This is a genomic window from Pseudomonas sp. zfem005 (assembly GCF_032621735.1).
In the GTDB taxonomy this organism is placed as follows: domain Bacteria; phylum Pseudomonadota; class Gammaproteobacteria; order Pseudomonadales; family Pseudomonadaceae; genus Metapseudomonas; species Metapseudomonas solani.
The window spans coordinates 664,040-689,263 of record NZ_JAVYJE010000001.1 but is presented as its reverse complement, the minus strand read 5'-3'; the positions used below and the strand labels follow the sequence as shown (position 1 = coordinate 689,263).

Here is a 25,224-nt window from a genome sequence, read left to right as displayed (position 1 = left end):
ACGCCATGGCCACTCTGCTCAGCGAACGCGAGGCCCGGGTCCACGCCAGCTGGCGCGATTACCTGGAACTGACCAAGCCCAAGGTGCTGGTGCTGATGCTCATCACCTCCCTGGTGGGGATGTTCCTCGCCACCCGCGCGGGCGTGCCCTGGGAGGTGCTGATCTTCGGCAACCTCGGCATCGCCCTGTGCGCCGGGTCGGCGGCGGCGGTGAACCACGTGGTGGACCGGCGCATCGACTCGATCATGGCGCGCACCCTCAAGCGCCCGGTGGTCAACGGCCGCGTCTCGCCGGTCGCCGCACTGGTGTTCGCCCTGCTCCTGGCGGTGGCCGGGCAGGTGATGCTGCTGCACTTCACCAACGAACTCACCGCCTGGCTGACCCTCGCCTCGCTGCTGGGCTACGCGGTGATCTACACCGGCTTCCTCAAGCGCGCCACGCCGCAGAACATCGTCATCGGCGGCCTCGCCGGCGCCGCCCCGCCGATGCTCGGCTGGGTCGCGGTCACCGGGCACCTGTCCGCCGAGCCGCTGCTGCTGGTGCTGATCATCTTCGCCTGGACCCCGCCGCACTTCTGGGCCCTGGCCATCCACCGCAAGGAGGAATACGCCAAGGCCGACATCCCCATGCTGCCGGTGACCCACGGCGAGCACTACACCAAGGTGCACATCCTGCTCTACACCCTGGTGATGTTCGCCGTGAGCCTGCTGCCCTACGCCATCCACATGAGCGGCCTGCTCTACCTGGTCTGCGCCATCGCCCTGGGCGGGCGCTTCCTGCAATGGGCCTGGGTGCTCTACCGCGACAGCCGACCGCACGCCGCGATCAAGACCTTCAAGTACTCTATCGCCTACCTGTTCCTGCTGTTCATCGCCCTGCTGGTGGACCACTACCTGCTGCTGAACATCTGACTCCAAAGGCTGTTACACCGCGGACCGTGCCATCGGCACGCTTCGCGGTTAGTCTTGCCGCCACCGAAATCCCCGAGTGAAGACCGCCCATGACCCGTGTGCAGAAAACCGTATTCGTCCTCATCGCCCTGGTGGCGCTGGTGCTCGGCCTGACCGTGCACAAGGTGCTCAACAACCAGCGCCAGGCCGACCCGACCCAACTGCTCGACGCCGGCATCGTGCTGCTGCCGCAAAGCCGCACCCTGCCGTCCATCAGCCTCACCGACCAGGACGGCAAGCCGGTGGCGGTCAATGAGCTGAAGGACAAATGGAGCCTGCTGTTCTTCGGCTACACCTTCTGCCCGGACATCTGCCCCACCACCCTGGCGCAGATGCGCGAGCTCAAGGGCCTGCTGCCGGAAGCGGCGCGTGACAACCTGCGCGTGGTGTTGGTCAGCGTCGACCCCAACCGCGACACCCCGCAGCAGCTCAAGCAGTACCTGGGCTACTTCGACCCGGCCTTCGTCGGCTACACCGGCGAGCTGGCCGCGATCCAGAAGCTGGCCAATGCCGTGAGCATCCCCTTCATCCCGGCTGACACCAGCAAGGAAAACTACACCGTCGACCACAGCGGCAACCTGGTGGTGATCGGCCCGGACGGCACCCAGCGCGGCTTCATCCGCGCGCCGCTGAACAATCAGAAGCTCAAGGACCAGTTGCCCTCCCTGCTGGCACCGGCCAGCTGAGAAACTCGTTTCTCAATTGCAACCGATTCTCAATAAAAATAAGATGGCGCTCCCTCACCCTCCGCCTGTCAGGGAGCGCGCTTGTCGGAGCCCGATCTCAAGAGCCTTTTCATCAAGCATGCGAAGGCCCTGCAAAGCCTGTTGACGCGCAAGGTGCGCGACCCGCAGCTGGCCGCCGACCTGGTCCAGGAAAGCTTCCTGCGCCTGGCCGAACAGCGTGGCAGGGAACGCATCGACAACAGCCCCGCGTACCTCTACCGCACCGCCCACAACCTGATGATCGATCACGCCCGGCAGCAGTCGCGGCGCAAGACCGAGTCGGTGCCCCACGAGGCGCTGGAAGAAATAGTCGAAGAACGCCCCGGCCTCGACGAAGAAGCCGCCGAGGCCCAGCACATGCTCCGGCTGCGCGAAGCGGTGGCGGAACTGCCGCCGCGCACCCGTGAAATCTTCCGCCTCAACCGCCTCGAAGGCCTGACCCACGCCGAGGTCGCCCGGCAGCTGGATATCTCCGACAGCTCGGTGCAGAAGCACCTGTCCAAGGCCCTGGCGCATGTCATGCAGCGCCTGCAAACCGGCGCTTCGAGCGAAAGATGACAAATGGTTTACCGAATATCGGCCCCTCAGACGTCAGCATTCATATAACGAGAACTCGAGAGACCGCCGTGATCAGCCACGACCTGCGCGAGCAGGACATCCGCGAGCAAGCCGCCGACTGGGCCATCCGCCTCAGCGCCGGGGCCCTGGACGCCGAACAGGCGCAGGCCCTGGCCCGCTGGCAGGCCGAGGACCCGCGCCACGGGCCGGCGCTGCAGTTCGCCCAGCGCACCTGGGCGGACCTCGCGCGCCTGGGCGAGATGCCCGCGCCCGCTTATGCGCCCGCCGGCCAGGTGCTGCCACGGGCGCGGCCACAGCAGCCGGCACGCCGGCGTCCGCGCCTGCGCTGGGCGGCCAGTGCTGCCGCCGTGTTGCTGCTGGCCGGGCTCGGCGTCGAGCAGGGCAAGCAACTGCTGCTGCCCCTGCTGGCCGACCATGCCACCGCCAAGGGCGAGATACGCCAGGTGCAGTTGCCGGACGGCAGCCGTGTGGAGCTGGATACCCGCAGCGCCATCGACCTGGCCTTCAGCGATACCGAACGCCGGGTGCGCCTGCTCGGCGGCGACGCCTACTTCACCGTGGCGCCCCTGGGGCCCAACGAATCGCGGCCCTTCGTGGTCGAGAGCGCCGGGGGCGCCACGCGCGCCCTGGGTACCCAGTTCCTGGTCAGCCAGGACGACGAACAAGGCGCCTGGGTCGGCGTCACCGAACACAGTGTCGCCGTCGCCCTGGAGCGCGCGCCCGATCGGGGCCCCCGCGAGCAGGTGCTGAGGGAGGGCCAGAGCGCCCGCTATGACGCCCGTGGCGGCATCCAGCCCCTGGCCGCCCGCGACCTGCAACGCGCCACCAGCTGGCGCCGTGGCGTGCTGGTGTTCGAGCGCGTGCCCCTGGGGCAGGTCGCCGAGCAGCTCAACCGTTATCGCCCCGGCCGCGTGCTGATCACTGACTCCGCCCTGGCCCGTCGCGAGGTCAGCGGCGTGTTCCGCCTCGACATCCTCGACGAGGCCCTGGACACCCTCACCCACGAACTCAAGGTCAGCCGTCTCGACCTGCCCGGCGTCACTTTCCTCTACTGACCTGGAAGCCCGTTCCGCGCGGCTTCCAGCGTTCCCCTGAGAAAAATCGCAAAAAAACCTTACTGAGTTTTCCCGACTGGTTCGTCTTGGTGATGAGAGTGATTTTCATTCACCAAATAATAAACACAGCCACAAGGAAAACCGATGAACGCATACAAGGGGCCGGGCCAGCGATTCCGTCGTGCGCTGCTCGCCTTGGGGGGAAGCTGGATGCTGGCCTGCGCTGGGGAGCTGCAGGCCGTCGAATCCGCTCCGGCGACGGCACAGGCGCAACAGGCACTGGTCGCCTTCGACATTCCGGTACAGCCGTTGAGCAGCGCGGTGCTGGCCTTCGCCGAACAGTCGGGCGTGCAGGTGATCTTCGACGCCGCCCTGCTGGAAGGGCTGCAGGGCAACGCGGTGCGTGGCCGCCTGGAAATCCGCGAGGGCCTGCAGGCGCTGCTGCGCGGCCACCCGGTGAGCTACAGCTTCAGCTCGCCGCGCCAGGTCAGCCTGACCCGCACCTACGCCGATGCCGGCAGCGTGATGCAGCTGGGCACCACCCATGTACAGAGCCAGGCCGATGCCAACGACTGGATGTACCGCACGCCGCGTTCGGTGGCGGTGATCGGCCGCGAGCAGATCGACCGCAACCCGCCGCGTCACGCCGCCGACATGCTCGAGGAAACCTCCGGCGTGTACAGCATCGTCAGCCAGCAGGACCCAGGCCTGTCGGTGAACATCCGTGGGCTGCAGGACTTCGGCCGGGTCAACATGTCGATCGACGGCGCCCGCCAGAACTTCCAGCAGAGCGGCCACCAGCAGCGCAACGGTGAAGTGCTGGTGGACACCGAGCTGCTGACCCAGGTGGATATCGAGAAGGGCCCGACCTCGGGCATGGGCGGCGCCGGCGTGATCGGCGGCATCGCCAACTTCCGCACCCTCAACGTCGAGGACGTGCTGCTGCCCGGCCATGACTACGGCGCGCGCCTGCGCGGCACCACCGGCCTGGGTGGCTACGACAACGGCACGAACTTCATCGGCAGCGCCGCCTTCGCCCTCGACGAAGACCTCTGGAGCCTGCTGGTGGCCCACAGCGAAAAGCACCTGGGCGAGTACGAGCCGGGCCAGCGCGGCAAGTCCGGCGCCGAGAACCAGCTGGGCCTCGACGCCCAGCCGGGCAAGCCGACCTTCGTCAAGTTCACCAACCAGATGCAGCGTTCCGACCTGTTCAAGCTCGGCCTCAAGCTGGCTCCGGACCAGACGCTGGGCTTCAGCTACCTGGAAAGCCGCGTCAGCTACGACAACGCCAGCATGGCCAACGCCCTGAGCACCGATACCTGGCGCAAGACCGGCGAGGACAAGCTGACCAACACGCTCTACAGCCTCGACTACAACTACACCCCGGACAACCCGCTGATCGACCTGCAGGCCAAGCTCTACTACGGCACCACCCGTAACGAGCAAGACGTCTACAAGGGCAACCCGCCCACCGGCTATCCGTCTGACTACTGCGACGTGCCGCGCTCGACCGCGACTTGGGAGCGCAACTGCGCACCGGCGTATTCGATCACCCACCGCACCGACACCTGGGGTGCGCAACTGCAGAACACCTCGACCTTCGAGCTGGATGAGCGCTCGGTGGTCACCGCCAACTACGGCATGGAATATTTCGAGGACAAGACCAAGCCCGAAGCCGGCCTGGCCACCCCTCGCGTCGCCACCGACCCCATCGGCGACACCCTGGGCGTGACCCCCAAGGGCACCCGGGAAATGGCCAGCCTGTTCACCGGCCTGGGCTATCGCTACGACGACTGGCTGCAGATCAACGGCGGCCTGCGTTATGACCGTTACCACCTGGAAGGCGACACCCGCCTGACGGCCTACCGCGACTTCAATGGCCGCACCCAGTCACCCCAGTACAGCGTGGACGAAGAGCGCGGCCACATCTCGCCGACCTTCTCCATCGCGGTGAACCCGGGCCTCGACTGGCTGCAGCTGTTCGCCAACTACGGCAAGGGCTGGCGCCCGCCGGCCATCACCGAAACCCTGATGCACGGCACCCACATCGGCGACGCCGCCTCGAAGATGTACCCCAACCCCTTCCTCGAACCCGAGGAATCCCGGACCTGGGAAGCCGGCATCAACCTGTTCAAGGAAGGGCTGTTCATCCCCGGGGACAAGCTCACCGGCAAGGTCGCCTACTTCGACACCAAGGTCGACGACTACATGTTCATGAGCCTGGAGGTGGGCCTGCCCAATACGGCGGTCACCAACCTGGGCACCTCGGCCTTCGTCAACAGCCTCAACCCGGCGCGCTTCAAGGGCGTGGAATACGAGCTCGAATACGACGCCGAGCGCTGGTACACCGGCCTCACCTACACCCACATGATCGGCAGGAACGAGCTCTGCTACAAAGTCTGGTACATCGGCCCCTCCGCCGTCGCCACCGGCCAGGCCTGGCGCGACAACAGGGTGACCTGCGGCTTCATGATGGGCAGCGCCGAACACATGCCCATGGACCGCGGCAGCTGGCACGGCGGCCTGCGCTTCTTCGACAAGAAACTGGATATGGGCCTGCGCGCCCGCTACAGCGAAGGCTTCTTCGAGACCTATGCCGAGCGCCGCGCCGCCGGTGAAGAAGACGTCTACCCGCTGATCTGGAAGAGCTACGTGGTCTGGGACTTCTACAGCGCCTACCGCGTCAGCGACAACCTGACCCTGCGCCTCTCCGTGGAGAACCTGCGTGACCGTGCCTACGTGGTGCCGATGGGCGATGCCCTGGCCGCCACCATGGGCCGTGGACGCACGGCGCAGGGCACCGTGGAAATCCGCTTCTGATCCTGATGCACGCCCCCGTGGCGGGCATCGACGAGCACGCCTTTCGGCCCTGAGCCGGCAGGCAGGCCCCGAGGCACCGGACGGCGCCGAGGGAAACCCCAAACGATGGAGACTCACCTGTGACTATCGCAATCAACTACGGAACCGCCACCAATGGCCGCACCTACTTCGCCGACTGGCGCGCGGACTTCATCAGCGGCAACCACCCGGACAACACCGGCGGTTTCTACCCGGGCGCGCTGAGCGGTACCCAGTACGCCCTGTCCAGCGGCGTTGAAGGCCACACCGCAGGTTTCATCGCCGGTGGCTCGCTGAACTACACCCTGTTCTCGCCGCCGGCCCACACCCTGTACGGCCAACTGGACAGCCTGGGCTTCGGTAACCAGATCGTGAACAACGCCGGCTACAGCTTCAACAACGGCCCGGAGCTGTCCATCACCGGCCTCAACCTGACCGGCACCCAGACCGCCAACAACATCGTGCACAAGGTCGTCTACGGCCTGATGCAGGGCACCACCACCGAGCTGGAAGCCGTGCTCAATGCCAACAACCTGTCGATCACCGGCAGCTCCGGCGCGGACACCGTCACCGGCTACAACGGCAACGACACCCTCACCGGTGGCGCGGGTGTGGATAACTTCTTCTTCGGCGTGAACGGCGCGGCCACCAGCTTCGGCAACGACACCGTCACCGACTACGCCAGCGGCGAGAAGATCCAGATCTCCAACTCGCTGTTCGCCAACTACAGCGCCTTCACCGCCGCCGGCGGCACCGTGGGCACCGTGGGCGGCAACACCGTCATCGACACCAACGGTCACGGCACCATCACCCTCACCGGGGTGACCAGCTTCAGCACCAGCGATCTGCAATTCGTCGCCTGACGAAAGCAAAAAGCGGATGAAAGATCGCTCTTCCATCCGCTCCGTTACCACGTCGTCACAGCCCTCGCTTGCAGGCCGGCTGTGACGGCGCCGAATTCTGAAAGGCGCCCGGGGGCACGTCAATGCCCGCCGGGCGCATGTCGCAGGAGCTAGTCGGTCATGGCCACACAACAGCAGGGCCCGCGCAACGAGATCCTCACCGCGCTGGGGCTGTTCCGGTCGAGTTTTCGCAGCGTCGGCATCTTCACCGCCGTCATCAACCTGCTGATGCTCGCCCCGGCGCTCTACATGCTGCAGGTCTACGACCGGGTGCTGGCCTCCGGCAACACCATGACCCTGGCCATGCTCACGCTGATGGTGCTCGGCCTGTTCGCCTTCATGGGGCTGCTGGAATACGTGCGCAGCTTCGTGGTCATCCGCATCGGCGCACGCCTCGACATGCAGCTCAACGAGCGGGTCTACAGCGCGGCCTTCGAGTCCAGCCTGAAGAGTGGCGACCAGGCCGCCGCCCAGGCGCTGAACGACCTCACCACCCTGCGCCAGTTCGTCACCGGGCCCTCATTGTTCGCCTTCTTCGACGCGCCCTGGTTCCCCGCCTACCTGGGGGTGATTTTCCTCTTCGACCCCTGGCTCGGGCTGTTCGCCCTGGTCGGCTCGCTGATCCTGGTGCTGCTGGCCTGGCTCAACGAGCGGGTGTCCGCCGAGCCCCTGGCTGCCGCCAGCCGCCTGTCGATCCGCTCCTCCCAGCAGGCCGGCAGCAGCCTGCGCAACGCCGAGGTGATCGAAGCCATGGGCATGCTCGGCGCCCTGCGCAGCCGCTGGTTCGCCGGCCATGGCGAGTTCCTCCGCCAGCAGAACCTGGCCAGCGAGCGCACGGCGATGATCGGCGCACTGTCGAAGATCGCCCGCATCGCCCTGCAGTCCCTGGTGCTCGGCCTCGGTGCCTGGCTGGCAGTGATCGGCCTGGTGACGCCGGGGATGATGATCGCCGGCTCCATCCTCATGGGCCGGGTGCTGGCGCCGCTGGACCAGTTGATCGGCGCCTGGAAGCAATGGAGCGCCGCGCGGCTGGCCTACCAGCGCCTGGTGGCCCTGCTCCAGGCCCACCCGCGCCGACCCCAGGCGATGCCGCTGCCGGTGCCCGAGGGCAACCTGAGTGTGGAGCAGCTCAGCGCTGCCGCGCCGGGCAGCCGCATTCCCGCCCTGCTCAACCTGGGCTTCGCCCTGCCGGCCGGGGAAACCCTCGGCGTGCTCGGCCCATCGGGCTCCGGCAAATCCAGCCTGGCACGGCTGCTGGTGGGCGTCTGGGCCCCCCAGGCGGGCAAGGTGCGCCTGGATGGTGCCGACCTGCAGCAATGGGACAAGGCCGCCCTCGGCCCCTACCTGGGCTACCTGCCCCAGGACGTACAACTGTTCGCCGGCAGCATCGCCGAGAACATCGCGCGCTTCGCCGAGGTGGACGCGGAGAAGGTGGTCGCTGCCGCGCGCCTGGCCGGCGTGCATGAACTGGTATTGCGCATGCCCCAGGGCTACGACACGCCGCTGGGCGACGGCGGCAATGGCCTCTCCGGCGGGCAGAAGCAGCGCATCGGCCTGGCCCGTGCGCTCTACGGCCTGCCGGCGCTGATCGTGCTCGACGAGCCCGACGCCAACCTCGACGAAGCCGGCGAGCAGGCGCTGCTGGCGGCCATCGCCGAGCTGCGCCGCCTGCGCCGCACCCTGGTGATGGTCACCCACAAGCCCTCGCTGCTGGCCGGTGCCGACAAGCTGCTGGTGCTGCGGGGCGGGCAGATGCAGGCCTTCGGCCCGGCGGCGCGGGTCTGGCAGGACCTGCAAGGGCGGCCCGCCACCCCGGCAGCCGCGCCCCTGCGTGCGGCCCCGAGCCTGAGCGTGAGCTACGCCAGCGGCCCCGCCGCCCCGGTGCAATCATGAGCCTGCATGTGGTGGAAAAGGCCCCCGAGCCGACCCTGGCGCCGGTGCTGCCCCTGGACGAACGACGCTTTACCCGCCTCGGCTGGTGGCTGGTGCTGCTGGGCTTCGGCGGCTTCATGGCCTGGGCCGCGCTGGCGCCCCTGGACAAGGGCGTGCCGGTCTCCGGCAGCGTGGTGGTCGCCGACAGCCGCAAGGCCGTGCAGCACCCCGGCGGCGGCGTGGTGGAGCGCATCCTGGTGCGCGATGGCGACACGGTGCAGGCCGGCCAGGTGCTGGTGCAGGTCAACGCCACCCAGGCGCGGGCGCAGCGGGAATCCCTGCATGCCCAGTACCTCGGGGCACGCGCCGCCGAGGCGCGGCTGACCGCTGAGCGCGATGGGCTGGAAACCATCACCTTCGCCGACGACCTGCTGGCCAGCGAGAGCGAACCCCGCGTCGCCGCCAGCCTGGCCCTGCAACGCCAGCTGCTCAACAGCCGGCGCCAGGCGCTGCGCATGGAGCTTTCGGCCATCGATGAAAGCATCGCCGGCACCCAGGCCATCCTCCAGGGGTTGCGCGCCTCGATGGCGAGCAAGGAAGCCCAGCGCGACACCCTGGAAGAACAGCTGCGCGGTCTGCGCGACCTGGCCCGTGACGGCTACATCGCCCGCAACCGCCTGCTGGAGAACGAGCGCCTGCTGGCGCAGATCAACGGCACCCTCTCCGAGGACCTGGGCAATATCGGCCGGCTGCAGCGCCAGGTGGCCGAGCTGCGCCTGAACGCCGGCCAGCGCCGCGAGGAATACCAGAAGGAAGTGCGCGGCCAGCTCGCCGAGGAGCAGGTGCGCGCCGAGGACCTGGCCAACCGCCTGCGCGGCGCCGAGTTCGAACTGGCCAACACCCAGGTGCGCGCGCCCAGCGGCGGCGTGGTGGTGGGCCTCAGCGTGTTCACCGAGGGCGGGGTGATCAGCCCCGGGCAGAAGCTGATGGAGATCGTCCCCCAGGACGCGCCGCTGCTGGTGGACGCCCAGGTGCCGGTGGACCTGGTGGACACCCTGCAGCCCGGCCTGCCGGTGGAGCTGATGTTCGTCGCCTTCAACCAGAGTCTGACCCCGCGGGTGGAGGGCCGGGTGACGCTGGTTTCCGCCGACCGCCTGCAGGACGAGAAGACCGGCATCCCCTACTACCGCATGCGTGTGCAGGTGAGCGACGAGGGTATGCACAAGCTGGCCGGCGTGCAGATCCGCCCCGGCATGCCGGTGGAAGCCTTCGTGCGCACCGGCGAGCGCTCGCTGCTCAACTACCTGTTCAAGCCGCTGACCGACCGCGCCCACGTCGCGCTGACGGAGGAATGAGCCCGATGCGCCTGCTGTTCGCCCTCTTCCTGCTGTTGCCCGTATTCCCCGCCAGCGCCCTGGAGCTGCGCGACGCCTATGCCCTGGCGTTGCGCAACGACCCGACCTTCCACGCCGCCCTCGCCGAGCGCGACGCCGGCCAGGAGGAGCGCATCATCGGCCGCGCGGCGCTGCTGCCCAAGCTCTCCTACAGCTACAACAACGGCCGCAACGACTCGAAGGTGACCCAGTCCACCGTGATCGGCGACATCACCAACGAGCGGGACTACCGCAGCTACTCCTCCACCTTCACCCTGCAGCAGCCGCTGTTCGACTACGCCGCCTGGGCCGAGTACCGCCAGGGCGAGGCCAAGGCGCTGCTGGCCGACGAGCGCTTGCGCAGCCGCAGCCAGGAATTGGCGGTGCGGCTGTTCAATGCCTACAGCGAGGCATTGTTCGCCAGCGAGCAGATCGCCCTCGCCCAGGCCCAGCGCCGCGCCTATGCCGAGCAGTTGCAGCTCAACCAGCGCCTGTTCGAGGCCGGCGAAGGCACCCGCACCGACCTGCTGGAAACCCGCGCCCGCTACGACCTGGCCCAGGCCCAGGAGATCGAGGCTGTGGATAACCTCGATGCGGCCCTGCGCGAGTTGCAGGCCATCGTTGGCGAGCCGCTGGACATCCAGGACCTGACACCCCTGGCCGAGGGCTTCCACGTGCAGCCGCTGCAACCGGCGCGCTTCGAGACCTGGCGCGACCTGGCCCTGGCCAGCAACCCCGAGCTGGCGTCCCAACGCCACGCGGTGGACGCCGCCAGCTACGCGGTGGAGCGCAACCGCGCCGGCCACCTGCCGACCCTCAGCGCCTACGCCAGCACCAGCAAGACCAGCTCCAGCTCGGAGAGCACCTACAACCAGAAGTACGACACCGACAGCATCGGCATCCAGATCAGCCTGCCGCTGTTCGCCGGTGGCGCGGTCTCCGCCTCCACCCGCCAGGCTGCCGCCGAGATGGAGCGCGCCAGCCATGCCCTGGATGCGCAGACCGCCGAGACCCTCAACCAGCTGCGCAAGCAGTTCAACCTCTGCGTCAGCAGCGGTGCCAAGGTGCGTGCCTACGAGCTGGCGGTGGAATCGGCCAGCACCCTGATCGAGGCCACCAGGCGCAGCGTGACGGGTGGCGAACGGGTCAACCTCGATGTGCTCAACGCCGAGCAGCAGCTCTACAGCGCCCGGCGCGACCTGGCCCAGGCCCGCTACGGCTACCTGCGCGCCTGGTTGCAGCTGAAGTACCACGCCGGCCTGCTGGAGGCCGGCGACCTGGACGTGCTGGCCGGGTATTTCCAGGCCCGCAGCTGACTCCGCATCGGGTTCCATACCCGGATGTAGCCCGGGTTTCAGCCCGGGGAAAACCGTTCGGAATATTTTTTACTGAGTTTCATTCGCTGAAACGTCATCCAGTGCAAAGCCCGGCCGATCGACCGGGCAGGCCAACCCGAATCGAGACATCGTCATGACCGCTTCCCAGTCGCAACTCTCCCATCCCCTGCGTTCCCAGCGCCTCAACCAGCTCACCCACGAGCCCCACAGCCGCCTGGACGCCCTGGTGAAGAGCCACGACCCCTTCGGCAACCGCGAGAACTTCGCCCGCTTCGTCGCCGCCCAGTACCTGTTCCAGTACGACCTGGCCGCGCTCTATGCCGACGCCGAACTGGGCCTGATCTTCGACAACCTCGCCAGCCGCGCCCGCCACGAGCAGGCGCGCCTCGACCTGGCCGACCTGGGCCAGGCCGTGCCCGAGGGTGACGAGAGCGTGCGTGGCGCCAAGCACCCGCTGGGTGCCGCCCTGGGCTGGCTGTTCGTTTCCGAGGGCTCCAAGCTCGGCGCCGCCTTCCTCTACAAGCGCGCCGAGGCGCTGCAGCTGTCCGACAGCTTCGGCGCCCGTCACCTGGGTGACCCGGAGGGCGGCCGCGCCCAGGGCTGGAAGAGCTTCGTCGCCACCCTCGATGGCATCGAGCTGGACGCCGAGCAGGAGCGCCACGCAGAGGCCGCCGCCATCGCTGCCTTCAACCGCTTCGCTGATCACCTGGAGCGCTGCTTTGCCTGAGGCCGTTGCGCGAGGGCCGCTGCGCTGGTTGTGGCAGGCCCTCGCCTACCTGTTCATCGGCCTGGCGCTGCTGGGTGTGGTGCTGCCGGGGCTGCCCACCACCGAGTTCGTGCTGCTGGCGGCCTGGGCGGCGGCCAAGGGCTCGCCGCGCCTCAGCGCCTGGCTGGAGAACCACCGCCTGCTCGGCCCCTCGCTACGCAACTGGCGCAACGGCGGGGTCATCACCCGGCGCACCAAGGTCGTCGCCAGTACCAGCATGTGCCTGGGCCTGACGCTGATGGCCTGCACCGTGCCGCACCTGCCGTCGGTGATCATGGCCGGCATCGGCATGGCCATCGGCGCCGCGTGGATCTGGTCGCGCCCGGAGCGTTTGCCGGACGCGGGCTGAAGACCCGCACCCTGGCGCCGTTTCGTAGGTCGGGTGAAACCCGACGACCGAGCACGGTGAACACGCGGGTTTCACCCGCCCTACGATGTTGATTAAGGCTCTGTCTGCGTTAAGTGTTGCTAGAAGAGTTGAGCCCAGCTGATTGCCGAGCTTTGCTGGTGCTTCTGGTTTCGCCCGCCCGGGCGAGTCCCTTTTAACAATCGCCTTAAAAGGAACCAAAAGGGCTTGCCCCTGCATACGGGTCTGGCTTCGCAAGACTTCCCTCGCTCCATCATCGTTCCAGGGGCACGCCGCGAAGGGCCATCCCTGGCCCATCGCGGCTCTCGCGACATCCATGTCGCTCAACCCCTTCCACGACGATTCGCTCGGCCTCCTGAAAGGGGCGTTTGGCGGCTGCTCCAACTTTCTTTCGCTCCATCTCGCATTGATGTACGCACCAACCCAGCGCGCACGTGGCGACGGCTTTCGTAGGATGGCGTAGAGCGAAGCGAAACCCATGCGGCGGAGCAGGCACAAACCTTTGGGCGCCCGGAAAGGGCTGTGCTTGAGCGCTTGCTTTAAAACTACAACAGCTAACGCAGACAGAGCCTTGATTAACGCCGTTCCGCGCCCACAAAAAAGCCCGCTCGATGAGCGGGCTTTTTCATGACCGGGAAGCGATCAGAACGCCGGGACCACGGCGCCCTTGTACTTCTCGAGGATGAACTGCTTCACCTCGGGGCTGTGCAGGGCCTTGGCCAGTTTCTGCATGTCGGCGCTGTCCTTGTTGTCCGGGCGGGACACCAGGATGTTCACGTAGGGCGAGTCGCTGCCTTCGATGGCCAGGGCGTCCTTGGTGGGGTTCAGCTTGGCTTCCAGGGCGTAGTTGGTGTTGATCAGGGCGAGGTCGACCTGGGTCAGCACGCGCGGCAGGGTGGCTGCTTCCAGCTCACGCACCTTGATGCCCTTGGGGTTCTCGGCGATGTCCTTGGGGGTGGCGGTGATGCTGGTGTTGTCCTTCAGCTTGATCACGCCGACCTTGTCCAGCAGCAGCAGCGCACGGCCGCCGTTGGTGGCGTCGTTGGGGATGACCACCGCGGCGCCCTGGGGCAGCTCGTCGAGTTTCTTGATCTTGGTGGAGTAGGCACCGAAGGGCTCGATGTGCACGCCGGCGACGCTCACCAGCTGGGTGCCCTTGGCCTTGTTGAACTCATCCAGGTACGGCTGGTGCTGGAAGAAGTTGGCGTCCAGGCGCTTCTCGGCGACCTGCACGTTGGGCTGCACGTAGTCGGTGAAGACCTTGATCTTCAGGTCCACGCCTTCCTTGGCCAGCTGCGGCTTGATGAATTCGAGGATTTCCGCGTGGGGCACCGGGGTGGCGGCCACGGTCAGGGTGTCGGCCTGGGCGGAGAGGGCGGCGAAGGCGGCAGCGGCCACCAGCAGTTTTTTCATGGAACGCTCCTTATGAGAATGCGAGGGCCGGGTCGGGTTGGACGCCGGCCATCCTTTCACTTGCGCGAGAAATGCACCACCAGCTTGTCGCCGATGGTTTGCAGGATCTGGACGAGCACCAGCAACAGCACCACGGTGACCACCATCACGTCGGTCTGGAAGCGCTGGTAGCCGAAGCGGATGGCCAGGTCGCCGAGGCCGCCCGCGCCCACCACGCCGGCCATCGCGGTGTAGGACACCAGGGTGATGGCGGTGACGGTGATGGCGGCGATGATGCCCGGGCGCGCTTCCGGCAGCAGGGCGTTGACCACGATCTGGCGGGTGGTGGCGCCCATGGACTGGGTGGCTTCGATGATGCCGCGGTCCACCTCGCGCAGGGCGGTTTCCACCAGGCGCGCGAAGAACGGCGTGGCGCCCACCACCAGCGGCGGGATGGCGCCGGCGACACCCAGGGAGGTGCCGGTGATGAACACGGTGAAGGGGATCATCACGATCAGCAGGATGATGAAGGGCAGCGAACGCAGCACGTTCACCACCAGCGACAGCAGGCTGTAGACGGCGCGGTTCTCGAACAGCTGGCGCGGGCTGGTGAGGAACAGCAGCACGCCCAGGGGCAGGCCCAGCAGCACGGTGAACAGCAGGGAGCCGCCCAGCATCAGCAGGGTGTCCAGGCTGGCCAGCCAGATTTCGAACCAGTCGATGTTGGCGATGAGCTCGTTCATCAGCGCAGGACCTCCAGGTGCACGTCCGCTTCGCGGAAGCAGGTCAGCGCGGCCTCGATGTCGCCGCCGGTGAGGGCCAGGGTCAGCTGGCCGTAGGGGGTGTCCTTGATGCGGTCGATACGCCCCGCGAGGATGCTGTAGTCGACGCCGGTGCGGCGCGCGACCGTGCCCAGCAGCGGCGCGTAGGTGGCTTCGCCGCGGAAGGTCAGGCGCAGGATGCGGCCCTGGACGTGGGTGAAGTCGTCACGCTGCTCGCCCTCGTCCACCTGCTCGTCCTCCTGGACGAAGCGCTGGGTGGTGGGGTGCTGCGGGTGGAGGAACACATCCGCCACCGGGCCCTGCTCGACGATGACGCCGGCATCCATCACCGCGACGCGGTCGCAGACGCGACGGATCACGTCCATCTCGTGGGTGATGAGGACGATGGTCAGGTTCAGCTCGCGGTTGATCTCCGCCAGCAGCTGCAGGACCTGGCCGGTGGTCTGCGGGTCGAGGGCGCTGGTGGCCTCGTCGCAGAGCAGGATCTTCGGCTGGGTGGCCAGGGCGCGGGCGATGCCGACGCGCTGCTTCTGGCCGCCGGAAAGCTGGGCGGGGTACTTCTTCGCATGGTCGCTGAGGCCGACGCGGGCCAGCAGCTCGGCGACGCGGGCGTCGATCTCGCTGCGCGACAGCTCGCCGGCCAGCTTCAGCGGCAGGGCGACGTTGTCGGCGACGGTCTTGGAAGACAGCAGGTTGAAGTGCTGGAAGATCATGCCGACGCGCTGGCGGAAGCGGCGTAGGCCTTCGGCGTCGAGGGCGGTGACGTCTTCGCCGGCGATGACGATGCGCCCGCCGCTGGGTTCTTCCAGGCGGTTGATCAGGCGCAGCAGGGTGCTCTTGCCGGCGCCGGAGTGGCCGATCAGGCCGAACACCTCGCCCTGCTCGACGCGCAGGTCGGTGGGCTGCAAGGCCGGAATCTCGCGGCCTTCGACGCGATACGCCTTGTGGACGTCATGGAATTCGATCACGGGGGAAACCTTGTGGGTTCTCGGGGGCCGGATGGGGCCTAAAAAGCCGAGTAGTTTACCTGTTCACGCATAGGCGCCGAAAATCTTTGTCGGCCTATGGCTATAGCCAGTTGGAATAAGAATGGGAGTACGCGCGTCACGCCATGGCGGGGGTAAACGCGGGTTCCACCCGCCCTACGGATCGGCGTTGCGTGACGTAGGTCGGGTGGAGCCCGGCGCGCGCGGGCCGGGGCCTCAGCTCTTCGGGCTGAGCACCAGGTTCGGCACCTTGGCGGGGTCGACGCTGTGGTCCACGCGCAGCTTGTAGCTGGGGTCGAGCTTCTTCACCCGGGCGGAAAGCAGGGCCACGACCCAGGGGTACTGCTTGGCTTCGCGCACCTGCAGGCGCACGCCGCAGTCGAAGGCGACCACGTCGGCGGCGACGGCATCGAGCAGGCTGCGCAGGCGCTCGTTGTCGTCGTTGTCCAGCATCGGCAGCGCCACCTGGTTGGCCACGCGGCGTACGGGCTTGGCGGCTGCGGCCGGCTGCGCCACGGGTGCCGGGATGGCCACCAGCTTGGCGGCTTCGGCGGCCTGGCGCTCCAGGGCGAGGCGCTGCTGGCGGGCCTGCTCGGTACGGGCGGCGACTTCTTTGGCGGCGGCCTGCTCGGTGGCGGTGCGGGCTTGCTCGGCGCGGTCCAGCTCGCTGGCGCGGGCCTGGGCGATGGCGCCGTCGAGGCCGGTGGTCAGCGCCGGGGCCTGGGGCATCAGGCTGCGGGCGTGGCTGAGGGCGGTGGTGGCGGTGTCCAGGTCGCCCTGCTGCAGCGCGGCCTGGCCTTTCTTCAGCCAGGCTTCGGTGAGCTGGCGCTGGTACTGCTCCAGGCGGGTGTCGCCGGCGGCGCGCTGCTGGAGGTCCTTGAGCTGGGTTTCGGCGTCGGCCAGCTGCCCGTTGTTCAGGCTCAGGTCCAGCTGACGGAAACTGGTGACCAGGTCGTCGGTGGGCAGGCTGGCCACCTGCGGTTTGCTCTGGCACGCGGCTAACAGCAGGGAAATCGCGATAACGGGAAGGTATCGGGTTGCGAACAGCATCATTCCTGCAAGTCTCGTGTTGCTCAAAAAACGCGCAATTCTACACTGCGCGACCGGGCAGGACAAAAGTCGGGGCCACTTTTTGGCCATCTGCGTGCTATCAGACCAGGCGGCCCGCGCGCCGTTCGCCGTTCGTCCTGTATTTCTGCGGCGGCTTCCCTACCATGGTGAACGACAACAATTACACGCTCTGGCGAGGTTCCGATGCAGCCTGACAACAGCCCCTACGACTACCTGATTGTCGGCGCCGGCCCCGCCGGTTGCCTGCTGGCCAACCGGCTTTCGGCCGACGGGCGGCATCGGGTCCTGCTGCTGGAAGCCGGGGGCCGCGACAACCACCCGTGGATCCACATCCCTGTCGGCTACCTCTATTGCATCGGCAACCCGCGCACCGACTGGTGCTACCGCACCGAGGCCGAGCCGGGCCTCAACGGCCGCGCCCTGGGCTACCCCCGTGGACGGGTGCTGGGTGGCAGCTCGTCGATCAACGGGATGATCTACATGCGTGGCCAGGCGGCGGATTACGACCACTGGGCCGCCCTGGGCAACCCGGGCTGGGGCTGGAGCGACGTGCTGCCGCTGTTCAAGCATTGCGAGGACCACCACGGCGGCGCTTCCGAGCACCACGGCGCCGGCGGCGAATGGCGGGTGGAGCGCCAGCGCCTGTCCTGGGACCTGCTGGACGCCTTCCGCGAGGCGGCGGGCGAGACCGGCATCGCTGCGGTGGAGGACTTCAACACCGGCGACAACGAAGGCTGCGGCTACTTCCAGGTCAACCAGCGCTCCGGGGTGCGCTGGAACGCCTCCAAGGCCTACCTGCGCCCCGCGCGCCAGCGCCCCAACCTCACGGTGCTCACCGGCGTCGAGGCCGAGCGGGTGCTGCTGGAGGACGGTCGCGCCCGGGGCGTGCTGGCCCGCTGGCAGGGCCAGGCCCGGGAGTTCCGCGCCCGCGAGGTGATCCTCAGCGCCGGGGCCATCGGTTCGCCCACCCTGTTGCAGCGCTCGGGGATCGGCCCGCGCCCGCTGCTGGAAGGGCTGGGCATCGCCGTGCGCCACGAGCTGCCGGGCGTCGGCGGCAACCTGCAGGACCACCTGCAGCTGCGGCTGATCTTCAAGGTCAGCGGCGTGCCGACGCTCAACCAGATGGCCGGCAGCCTCTGGGGCAAGGCCGGCATGGGCCTGCGCTACCTGCTCAGCCGCAGCGGCCCGCTGGCCATGGCGCCGAGCCAGCTGGGCGCCTTCGCCCGCAGCGGCCCGGAGCAGGACCGCGCCAACCTCGAATACCACGTGCAGCCGCTGTCCCTGGAGCGCTTCGGCGAGCCGCTGCACGCCTTCCCGGCCTTCACCGCCTCGGTGTGCAACCTGCGTCCGGCCAGCCGCGGGCGGGTGGATATCCGCGCCGCCGAGGCCAGTGCGGCGCCGCTGATCCAGCCGAACTACCTGAGCGAGGACGAGGACCTGCGCGTGGCTGCCGACGCGATCCGCCTGACCCGGCGCATCGCCGCCGCACCGGCCCTGGCGCGCTACCGGCCGGAGGAGTACCTGCCGGGTCCGGCGCTGCAGAGCGAGGCGGAGTTGCGCCAGGCGGCCGGGGCCATTGGCACCACCATCTTCCACCCGGTGGGCACCTGCCGCATGGGCCAGGGCCGCGAGGCGGTGGTGGACGCGCGCCTGCGGGTGCACGGGGTGCCGGGGTTGCGGGTGGTGGATGCGTCGGTCATGCCGACCATCGTCTCCGGCAACACCTGCTCGCCGACCCTGATGATCGCCGAGAAGGCGGCACGGATGATCCTGGTGGACGCGGCCACGGGCGCTGCGAAGGCGACCGTGGCGCAGGTGGTGAGTGGCTAGGTGCGCTTGGGCAGGGCGAAGCTGAGGAGGAACAGTGCCGCCGCCGAGACGACGATGGAGGGGCCGGCGGGGGTGTCCTTGAACCAGGACAGCGCCAGGCCGGCGCACACCGCCACCAGGCCCAGCAGGCTGGCACCGGCGGCCATCTGCTCGGGGGTGCGTGCGTGGCGCTGGGCGGCGGCGGCGGGAATGATCAGCAGCGAGGTGATCAGCAGCACGCCGACGATCTTCATGGCCACGGCTATGACCACGGCGATCAGCAGCATCAGCGCCAGGCGTATCGCTGCCACCGGCAGGCCTTCGACCCGGGCCAGTTCCTCGTGCACGGTGATGGCCAGCAGCGGCCGCCACAGCGGGATGAGGATCAGCATCACCAGGGCGCTGCCGCCGAGGATCCAGGCCAGGTCGGTGGGGCTCACCGCCAGCAGGTCGCCGAACAGGTAGCCCATCAGGTCGATGCGCACCTCGCTCATGAAGCTCAGGGCCACCAGGCCGAGGGACAGGGTGCTGTGGGCGAGGATGCCCAGCAGGGTGTCCGAGGCCAGCGGCTGGCGTTGTTGCAGGGTCACCAGCAGCACGGCCAGCAGCACGCAGCCGACGGTGACCGCCAGGGTGGGGCTGACATCCAGCATCAGCCCCAAGGCGACGCCCAGCAGCGCGGCGTGGGACAGGGTGTCGCCGAAGTAGGCCATGCGCCGCCAGACCACGAAGGAGCCGAGCGGGCCCGCCACCAGGGCCAGGGCGAGACCGGCGAGAAGCGCGTTGACGAGGAAATCAGCCATGGTTGCAGTCGGGGCCGTGCTTGTGGACGGGCGTGAAGCGGGTGCCCTCGGGGAAGGTGGGGGTGGCCACGACTTCGCCATGCAGGTCGTGGGCATGGTCGTGATGGTGGTGGTACACGGCGAGGCTCTTGGCGTCCTGGCCGAACAGCTCGACGAAGGCTGGGTCGAAGCTGACCTGCTCGGGGTGGCCGGAGCAGCACACGTGGCGATTCAGGCAGACCACCTGGTCGGTGGTGCTCATCACCAGGTGCAGGTCGTGGGAGACCATCAGCACGCCGCAGCCGAGGCGGTCGCGCAGGCGGGTGATGAGGCGGTAGAGCTCGGCCTGGCCGGCGACATCGACGCCCTGCACCGGCTCGTCGAGCACCAGCAACTCGGGCTGGCGCAGCAGCGCCCGGGCCAGCAGGACCCGTTGCAGCTCGCCGCCGGACACGCTCTGCAGCGGGCTGTCGATGACGTGGGTGGCGCCCACTTCCTTGAGGGCGGCCAGGGCGGCGTCGCGGTCCACCCCCGGCACCAGGCGCAGGAAGCGCAGCACGGAAAGCGGCAGTGTCGCGTCCACCTGGAGCTTCTGCGGCATGTAGCCGATGCGCAGGCGCGGCTTGCGCCAGACGCTGCCGCGCTCGGGCTTGAGCAGGCCGAGCACGGTGCGCACCAGGGTGGTCTTGCCGGCACCGTTGGGGCCGATCAGGGTGACGATCTCGCCGGGCTTCAGGCTCAGGCCGACGTCCTGCAGCACCGCCTGGCCGGCGAAGCTGACGCCGACGCCGTCGAGGCGGATCAGCGCGTCGCTCATGCCGCCTCCCGGCAGGTGGCGCAGAGGCCGACGATCTCCACCGTCTGCCCTTCGACGCTGAAGCCCACGGCCTGGGCGCTGGCGACGATGGCGTTGCTGATGGTCGGCTGTTCGAGCTCGATGGCGGTCTGGCATTCGCGGCAGATGAGGAACTGGCCCTGGTGGGCGTCGCCCGGGTGGTTGCAACCGACGAAGGCGTTGAGCGAGGCGATGCGGTGCACCAGGCCGTTTTCCAGGAGGAAATCCAGCGCCCGATAAACGGTAGGCGGCGCGGCGCGGCGGCCGTCTTCCTCGGTGAGCACCCCGAGGATGTCGTAGGCGCCCAGCGGCTTGTGGCTGGCCCAGACCAGCTCCAGTACGCGCTTGCGCAGGGCGGTCAGGCGCAGGCCGTCGCGAGCGCAGAGCACCTCGGCTTCGGCCAGGGCATCACGGACGCAATGGGAATGGTCGTGGGGCAGGCAGGCCAGGGGGGCTTTGGTCTTGATGGGCTTGAGCATGGGCGGCGACGTCCGGGCAAAGAGACGTTATTCTATTACGCTTTCGAGCCGGAGTCTGTTCCCGTGTCACGTCTGTTGCCTCTTCTTCTCCTCGCTTGCCTGGCCCTTCCGGCCCAGGCCGAAGTGCGCCTGCTGGCCAGCATCAAGCCGCTGCAACTGATCGCCGCCGCCGTGCAGGACGGTGTCGGCACGCCCGAGGTGCTGCTGCCCCCGGGTGCCTCGCCGCACCAGTACGCGCTGCGCCCATCCGACGTGCGGCGGGTGCGTGAAGTGGACCTGCTGTACTGGGTCGGCCCGGACCTGGAAGGCTTCCTCCCCCGCGTGCTGGAAGGCCGCAGCAAGCCATCGGTGGCGGTGCAGTCCCTGCCCGGCATGACCCTGCGCCATTTCGAAGCCATCGGCCACGACGAGCATGAGCACGGGGCGGAGGATGAACACGAGCACGACCACGACCACCGCCCCGGCTCCCTCGACGCCCACCTCTGGCTGCTGCCGGCCAACGCCCGGGTGATCGCCGCGCGCATGGCCGCCGACCTGGCCGCCGCCGACCCGGCCAACGCCGCCCGCTACCAGGCCAACCTCAAGGCCTTCGACGAGCGCCTGGGCCAGCTCGACCAGCGCCTCAAGGCGCGCATGGCCGCCGTGTCGGGCAAGCCGTTCTTCGTCTTCCACGAGGCCTTCGACTATTTCGAATCCGCTTATGGCCTGCGCCACACCGGGGTCTTCAGCGTCGCCGCCGAGGTGCAGCCCGGTGCCCGCCATGTCGCCGCCATGCGCGCGCGGCTGCAAAAAGCCGGCCCCAGCTGCGTGTTCAACGAGCCGCCGGTGCGTCCACGCCTGGCCGAAACCCTGACCGCCGGCCTGCCGGTGCGCCTGGCCGAGCTGGACGCCCTGGGCATGCAGGCAACCCTGGATGCCGGTGGCTACGAAAAGCTGCTGGAGAACCTGGGCGACGGCCTGGCCGGTTGCCTGGAAGCGCTCTGAAGGTTCGGACGGAACGCCCGGCGAGGGAGCGTTCCAGCGACTAAGGTGTCATCGAGGATTTTGGCTCGGTGACACAAGATATTGATATGCGTCATCGATCTGGCACTACATGTTGATAGGGTGAGCCGCTTCCAAGGGTTCATCCAGACGACAGGAGGTTCCGGCGAATGGCGAAGACAGGCACCACGATCCAGGCGCGCGAGGGCATTGCCCTGCAGGCCGCTTCGGAAGATATCTGGGACAGCAAATACCGTCTCAAGCACAAGGACGGCACCGCGGTCGACACCTCCCTCGACCACACCTGGCAGCGGGTCGCCAAGGCCCTGGCCGAGGTGGAGGGCAAGGACGCCGAACACTGGTACGAACGCTTCCTCTGGGCGCTGCGCAACGGCGCCATCCCCGCCGGGCGGATCATCTCCAACGCCGGCGCCCTGGGCCACAAACCGGCCACCTCCACCATCAACTGCACCGTCTCCGGGATCATCCACGACTCCATGGACGACATCCTGGCCAAGGTCCACGAGGCCGGGCTGACCCTCAAGGCCGGCTGCGGCATCGGCTACGAATTCAGCACCCTGCGCCCGCGTGGCGCCTATGTTTCCGGCGCCGGCGCCCATACCAGCGGGCCGCTGTCGTTCATGGATATCTACGACAAGATGTGCTTCACCGTGAGCTCCGCCGGTGGCCGCAGGGGCGCGCAGATGGGCACCTTCGACGTCAGCCACCCGGACGTGCGCGAGTTCATCCGGGTCAAGCGCGAGGACGGGCGCCTGCGCCAGTTCAACCTCAGCCTGCTGATCACCGACGGCTTCATGCAGGCGGTGGAGACGGACGACGACTGGCCCCTGGTATTCCCCGTGCACGCCAAGGAGCTGGGCGAGGTGGACCTGGGCGACCCCGAGCAGGTGGTGTGGCGCGAGTGGCCGGTGCACGAGGGCTACCAGGTGCGCGAGGACGGGCTAGTGGCCTGCCGCGTCTATGGCCGGCTCAAGGCCCGGCACCTGTGGGACATGATCATGGTCTCCACCTACGACTACGCCGAGCCGGGCTTCATCCTCATCGACCGGGTCAACGACCTGAACAACAACTGGTGGTGCGAGGCGATCCGCGCCACCAACCCCTGCGGCGAGCAGCCGTTGCCGCCCTATGGCTCCTGCCTGCTGGGCTCGATCAATCTGACCCGCTTCGTCGAGGCGCCCTTCAGCGAGGATGCGCGCTTCGATTGGGACCGCTTCCGCGAGGTGGTGAAGGTCTTCACCCGCATGCTCGACAACGTGGTGGAGATCAACGGCCTGCCGCTTGCGCAGCAGCGCGAGGAGATCACCAGCAAGCGTCGCCATGGCATGGGCTTCCTCGGCCTGGGCTCGGCGCTGACCCTGCTGCGCCTGCGCTACGGCAGCCCGGAAGCCTGCGTGTTCACTGAGGAAGTGGCCCGCGAGATGGCCCTGGTGGGCTGGCAGCAGGCCCTGGAGCTGGCCCGGGAGAAAGGCCCGGCGCCGCTGCTGGCCAAGCGCTTCGCGGTGACCGCGGAGATGCTGCGCAAGCGCCCGGAGATGGCCGCGGACGGCCTCAAGGTGGGCGACGAGGTGCCCGGCAGCCTGCTGCACGCGCGCTATTCGCGCTACATGCAGCGCATCGCCGAGTACGCACCGGAGCTGGTGGAGGAACTGGCCCGGGTCGGCGCACGCTTCACCCACCACAGTTCCATCGCGCCCACCGGCACCATCAGCCTGAGCCTGGCCAACAACGCCTCCAACGGCATCGAGCCGAGCTTCGCCCACGCCTATTCGCGCAACCTGATCCGCCCCGGGCGCAAGACCAAGGAAAAGATCGAGGTGTGCAGCTACGAGCTGCTGGCCTACCGCACCCTGGTCAACGCCCACGCCGTGCCGGGCGCCGAGGCCGCGGCGCAGAAGCTGCCGGAGTACTTCGTTGCTGCCGACGACATCAGCCCGGCCGAGCACGTGGACATCCAGGCCGCGGCGCAGAAGTGGGTGGACTCGTCCATCTCCAAGACCGCCAACGTGCCCACCGACTACCCCTTCGAGGACTTCAAGGACATCTACCGCTACGCCTGGCGCCAGGGCCTCAAGGGCTGCACCACCTTCCGTTTCAACCCGGCGGCCTTCCAGGGCGTGCTGGTGAAGGACGCGGACCTGGAGAAGACCCGCTACCGCTTCGAACTGGAAGACGGCAGCGTGGTGGAGTTCAAGGGCAACGAGCAGGTGGAGTACGACGGCGAGCTGCACAGCGCCGCCAACCTCTTCGACGCCTTGAAAGAAGGCTATTACGGCAAGTACTGATTCGCGGAGGCAGTGATGAGCGTGAAGATCAGCCAGAAGATCAAGGGCTTCAAGGTGGTCGACGTCGAGGCCGAGCGCGTGCGCCTGGCCGCCGAGGAAGCCGCCGCCGTGGTGCAGATGGACGAGACCCTGCAGCGCCCGGAAACCCTGGTGGGTGCCACTTACAAGATCAAGTCGCCGCTGTTCGAGCATGCCTTGTACGTGACCATCAACGACGTGGTGCTCAACCCCGGCACGGCCTACGAGCAGCGCCGGCCTTTCGAGATCTTCATCAACTCCAAGGGCATGGAGCACTTCCAGTGGATAGTCGCCCTCACCCGCATCATGTCGGCGGTGTTCCGCAAGGGCGGTGACTGCACCTTCCTCGTGGAGGAGCTCAAGGCGGTGTTCGACCCGCGCGGCGGCTACCTCAAGCGCGGCGGTATCTACATGCCCTCGTTGGTGGCGGAGATAGGCGCGGTGCTGGAGCGCCACCTGATCGCCATCGGCCTGATGGAAGGCCAGCAACTGGGTGAGGAGCAGAAACTCTACCTCGCCGAAAAACGCGCCGCCTACGAAGCCAGCCTGGGCACCAGCACCGCCGAACCTGGCGAAGGCTTCCCCCCTGGCTCCCAGCTCTGCGGCAAGTGCAACACCCAGGCCGTGGTGCAAATGGACGGCTGCGCCACCTGCCTCAACTGCGGGCACTCGAAATGTGGGTGAGCCGGAGTTTTCGCAACGCATGCGTTGCGCCGGCGAACGACCGGCCAAGGACGGCCGGGCCGGGGTTGAACCGAGGCAGCGGATTACCGACAGGGACGTCCACAGCGGGCTCTACCTTCATTCGGTCAACGCATGCGTTGCCCCGGCGAACGCCCGGCCACGGATGGCCGGGCCGGGGTCGAACTGAGGCAGCGGAGCACCGACAGGGACGTCCACAGCGGGCTCTACCTTCACACGGACAAGCATGCTTCGTCCTCGCGCGCATTTCCTGGGCTAAAGCCCAGGCTACATCTGCCCTCTATCCTTGCCCTTCCGTGGCTTCAGAGTCGGACGTA

22 protein-coding genes are annotated in these 25,224 nt (G+C 68.0%); 15 read left to right on the top strand and 7 right to left on the bottom strand.

Features of this window, described 5'->3' with window-relative positions; translation table 11 throughout:
* The first annotated feature begins 5 nt into the window (after positions 1–5).
* The 11 genes from cyoE to RTW82_RS03150 all read left to right on the top strand — a co-directional run bounded on the left by cyoE (position 6) and on the right by RTW82_RS03150 (position 12,746).
* Positions 6–911 carry a heme o synthase gene (cyoE, locus tag RTW82_RS03200; RefSeq protein WP_263400254.1) on the top strand — a complete coding sequence of 302 codons (906 nt, stop codon included), beginning with the start codon at positions 6–8 and terminating at the stop codon, positions 909–911.
* A gap of 89 nt (positions 912–1,000) precedes the next feature.
* The gene (locus RTW82_RS03195) at positions 1,001–1,636 is read left to right on the top strand and encodes an SCO family protein (RefSeq protein ID WP_316924218.1); all 636 of its coding nucleotides are present in this window, start codon (positions 1,001–1,003) and stop codon (positions 1,634–1,636) included.
* Positions 1,637–1,717: 81 nt separating this feature from the next.
* On the top strand, positions 1,718–2,233 hold the full coding sequence (locus RTW82_RS03190) for an RNA polymerase sigma factor (protein ID WP_316924217.1): 516 nt from the start codon (positions 1,718–1,720) through the stop codon (positions 2,231–2,233).
* A 68-nt stretch (positions 2,234–2,301) separates the two neighbouring features.
* Positions 2,302–3,309: a FecR family protein gene (locus RTW82_RS03185; RefSeq protein WP_316924216.1), complete on the top strand. Its 1,008-nt coding sequence runs from the start codon at positions 2,302–2,304 to the stop codon at positions 3,307–3,309.
* Positions 3,310–3,453: 144 nt separating this feature from the next.
* On the top strand, positions 3,454–6,129 hold the full coding sequence (locus RTW82_RS03180) for a TonB-dependent receptor (protein ID WP_316924215.1): 2,676 nt from the start codon (positions 3,454–3,456) through the stop codon (positions 6,127–6,129).
* 119 nt (positions 6,130–6,248) lie between these two features.
* Positions 6,249–7,010 (top strand): heme acquisition protein HasA, encoded by a 762-nt coding sequence (locus RTW82_RS03175; RefSeq protein ID WP_184488212.1) that lies wholly within the window; start codon positions 6,249–6,251, stop codon positions 7,008–7,010.
* A 159-nt stretch (positions 7,011–7,169) separates the two neighbouring features.
* Entirely contained in the window at positions 7,170–8,942 is a 1,773-nt protein-coding gene (locus RTW82_RS03170) for a type I secretion system permease/ATPase (protein WP_316924214.1), read from the top strand.
* On the top strand, positions 8,939–10,276 hold the full coding sequence (locus RTW82_RS03165; protein ID WP_316924213.1) for an HlyD family type I secretion periplasmic adaptor subunit: 1,338 nt from the start codon (positions 8,939–8,941) through the stop codon (positions 10,274–10,276). Before RTW82_RS03170 ends, RTW82_RS03165 begins: the two co-directional genes overlap by 4 nt.
* A complete protein-coding gene (locus RTW82_RS03160) occupies positions 10,273–11,610 on the top strand; it encodes a TolC family outer membrane protein (RefSeq protein ID WP_410478747.1) in 1,338 nt (445 codons plus the stop codon). The genes RTW82_RS03165 and RTW82_RS03160 overlap by 4 nt, the downstream gene beginning before the upstream one ends.
* A gap of 154 nt (positions 11,611–11,764) precedes the next feature.
* Positions 11,765–12,358: a biliverdin-producing heme oxygenase gene (locus RTW82_RS03155; protein ID WP_184488216.1), complete on the top strand. Its 594-nt coding sequence runs from the start codon at positions 11,765–11,767 to the stop codon at positions 12,356–12,358.
* Entirely contained in the window at positions 12,351–12,746 is a 396-nt protein-coding gene (locus RTW82_RS03150) for a YbaN family protein (protein WP_021219864.1), read from the top strand. Before RTW82_RS03155 ends, RTW82_RS03150 begins: the two co-directional genes overlap by 8 nt.
* A gap of 660 nt (positions 12,747–13,406) precedes the next feature.
* On the opposite strand, the gene RTW82_RS03145 is transcribed toward RTW82_RS03150, so the two are convergent.
* From RTW82_RS03145 to RTW82_RS03130, 4 genes are all read right to left on the bottom strand, one after another.
* On the bottom strand, positions 13,407–14,177 hold the full coding sequence (locus RTW82_RS03145; protein ID WP_021219863.1) for a MetQ/NlpA family ABC transporter substrate-binding protein: 771 nt from the start codon (positions 14,175–14,177) through the stop codon (positions 13,407–13,409).
* A 56-nt stretch (positions 14,178–14,233) separates the two neighbouring features.
* A complete protein-coding gene (locus tag RTW82_RS03140) occupies positions 14,234–14,899 on the bottom strand; it encodes a methionine ABC transporter permease (RefSeq protein WP_316924211.1) in 666 nt (221 codons plus the stop codon).
* On the bottom strand, positions 14,899–15,906 hold the full coding sequence (locus RTW82_RS03135; RefSeq protein ID WP_316924210.1) for a methionine ABC transporter ATP-binding protein: 1,008 nt from the start codon (positions 15,904–15,906) through the stop codon (positions 14,899–14,901). Before RTW82_RS03135 ends, RTW82_RS03140 begins: the two co-directional genes overlap by 1 nt.
* Before the next feature lie 234 nt (positions 15,907–16,140).
* Complete coding sequence (locus RTW82_RS03130; protein WP_316924344.1) at positions 16,141–16,974, bottom strand: hypothetical protein; 834 nt, start codon at positions 16,972–16,974, stop codon at positions 16,141–16,143.
* A gap of 204 nt (positions 16,975–17,178) precedes the next feature.
* On the opposite strand from RTW82_RS03130, the gene RTW82_RS03125 reads away from it, so the two are divergent.
* On the top strand, positions 17,179–18,825 hold the full coding sequence (locus RTW82_RS03125; protein WP_316924209.1) for a GMC family oxidoreductase: 1,647 nt from the start codon (positions 17,179–17,181) through the stop codon (positions 18,823–18,825).
* On the opposite strand, the gene znuB is transcribed toward RTW82_RS03125, so the two are convergent.
* The 3 genes from znuB to RTW82_RS03110 are packed head-to-tail and all read right to left on the bottom strand — an operon-like array spanning position 18,822 to position 20,900.
* The gene (gene znuB / locus RTW82_RS03120) at positions 18,822–19,607 is read right to left on the bottom strand and encodes a zinc ABC transporter permease subunit ZnuB (RefSeq protein WP_043243847.1); all 786 of its coding nucleotides are present in this window, start codon (positions 19,605–19,607) and stop codon (positions 18,822–18,824) included. The two genes, RTW82_RS03125 and znuB, sit on opposite strands and share 4 nt — an antisense overlap.
* Entirely contained in the window at positions 19,600–20,403 is an 804-nt protein-coding gene (gene znuC / locus RTW82_RS03115) for a zinc ABC transporter ATP-binding protein ZnuC (RefSeq protein WP_021219857.1), read from the bottom strand. Before znuC ends, znuB begins: the two co-directional genes overlap by 8 nt.
* Positions 20,400–20,900, bottom strand: a complete 501-nt coding sequence (locus RTW82_RS03110) for a Fur family transcriptional regulator (RefSeq protein ID WP_021219856.1) — start codon at positions 20,898–20,900, stop codon at positions 20,400–20,402. The genes znuC and RTW82_RS03110 overlap by 4 nt, the downstream gene beginning before the upstream one ends.
* Positions 20,901–20,963: 63 nt before the next feature.
* Here RTW82_RS03110 and RTW82_RS03105 point away from each other — a divergent pair, with 63 nt between their 5' ends.
* From RTW82_RS03105 to RTW82_RS03095, 3 genes are all read left to right on the top strand, one after another.
* Complete coding sequence (locus RTW82_RS03105; RefSeq protein WP_031287846.1) at positions 20,964–21,884, top strand: zinc ABC transporter substrate-binding protein; 921 nt, start codon at positions 20,964–20,966, stop codon at positions 21,882–21,884.
* A 167-nt stretch (positions 21,885–22,051) separates the two neighbouring features.
* Positions 22,052–24,187 (top strand): adenosylcobalamin-dependent ribonucleoside-diphosphate reductase, encoded by a 2,136-nt coding sequence (locus RTW82_RS03100; RefSeq protein ID WP_316924208.1) that lies wholly within the window; start codon positions 22,052–22,054, stop codon positions 24,185–24,187.
* A gap of 12 nt (positions 24,188–24,199) precedes the next feature.
* On the top strand, positions 24,200–24,889 hold the full coding sequence (locus tag RTW82_RS03095) for an NrdJb (RefSeq protein WP_169708402.1): 690 nt from the start codon (positions 24,200–24,202) through the stop codon (positions 24,887–24,889).
* The last annotated feature ends 335 nt before the right edge of the window (positions 24,890–25,224 follow it).

What these genes read in the sequence shown, in the direction of transcription:
- RTW82_RS03195 (WP_316924218.1), top strand. Translation starts at nt 1,001, where the DNA reads ATGACCCGTGTGCAGAAAACCGTATTCGTCCTCATCGCCCTGGTGGCG.
- znuB (WP_043243847.1), bottom strand. Translation starts at nt 19,607, where the DNA reads ATGGCTGATTTCCTCGTCAACGCGCTTCTCGCCGGTCTCGCCCTGGCC.
- RTW82_RS03140 (WP_316924211.1), bottom strand. Translation starts at nt 14,899, where the DNA reads ATGAACGAGCTCATCGCCAACATCGACTGGTTCGAAATCTGGCTGGCC.
- RTW82_RS03110 (WP_021219856.1), bottom strand. Translation starts at nt 20,900, where the DNA reads ATGCTCAAGCCCATCAAGACCAAAGCCCCCCTGGCCTGCCTGCCCCAC.
- RTW82_RS03100 (WP_316924208.1), top strand. Translation starts at nt 22,052, where the DNA reads ATGGCGAAGACAGGCACCACGATCCAGGCGCGCGAGGGCATTGCCCTG.
- RTW82_RS03145 (WP_021219863.1), bottom strand. Translation starts at nt 14,177, where the DNA reads ATGAAAAAACTGCTGGTGGCCGCTGCCGCCTTCGCCGCCCTCTCCGCC.
- RTW82_RS03165 (WP_316924213.1), top strand. Translation starts at nt 8,939, where the DNA reads ATGAGCCTGCATGTGGTGGAAAAGGCCCCCGAGCCGACCCTGGCGCCG.
- RTW82_RS03155 (WP_184488216.1), top strand. Translation starts at nt 11,765, where the DNA reads ATGACCGCTTCCCAGTCGCAACTCTCCCATCCCCTGCGTTCCCAGCGC.
- RTW82_RS03125 (WP_316924209.1), top strand. Translation starts at nt 17,179, where the DNA reads ATGCAGCCTGACAACAGCCCCTACGACTACCTGATTGTCGGCGCCGGC.
- RTW82_RS03180 (WP_316924215.1), top strand. Translation starts at nt 3,454, where the DNA reads ATGAACGCATACAAGGGGCCGGGCCAGCGATTCCGTCGTGCGCTGCTC.
- cyoE (WP_263400254.1), top strand. Translation starts at nt 6, where the DNA reads ATGGCCACTCTGCTCAGCGAACGCGAGGCCCGGGTCCACGCCAGCTGG.
- RTW82_RS03170 (WP_316924214.1), top strand. Translation starts at nt 7,170, where the DNA reads ATGGCCACACAACAGCAGGGCCCGCGCAACGAGATCCTCACCGCGCTG.
- znuC (WP_021219857.1), bottom strand. Translation starts at nt 20,403, where the DNA reads ATGAGCGACGCGCTGATCCGCCTCGACGGCGTCGGCGTCAGCTTCGCC.
- RTW82_RS03130 (WP_316924344.1), bottom strand. Translation starts at nt 16,974, where the DNA reads ATGCTGTTCGCAACCCGATACCTTCCCGTTATCGCGATTTCCCTGCTG.
- RTW82_RS03160 (WP_410478747.1), top strand. Translation starts at nt 10,273, where the DNA reads ATGAGCCCGATGCGCCTGCTGTTCGCCCTCTTCCTGCTGTTGCCCGTA.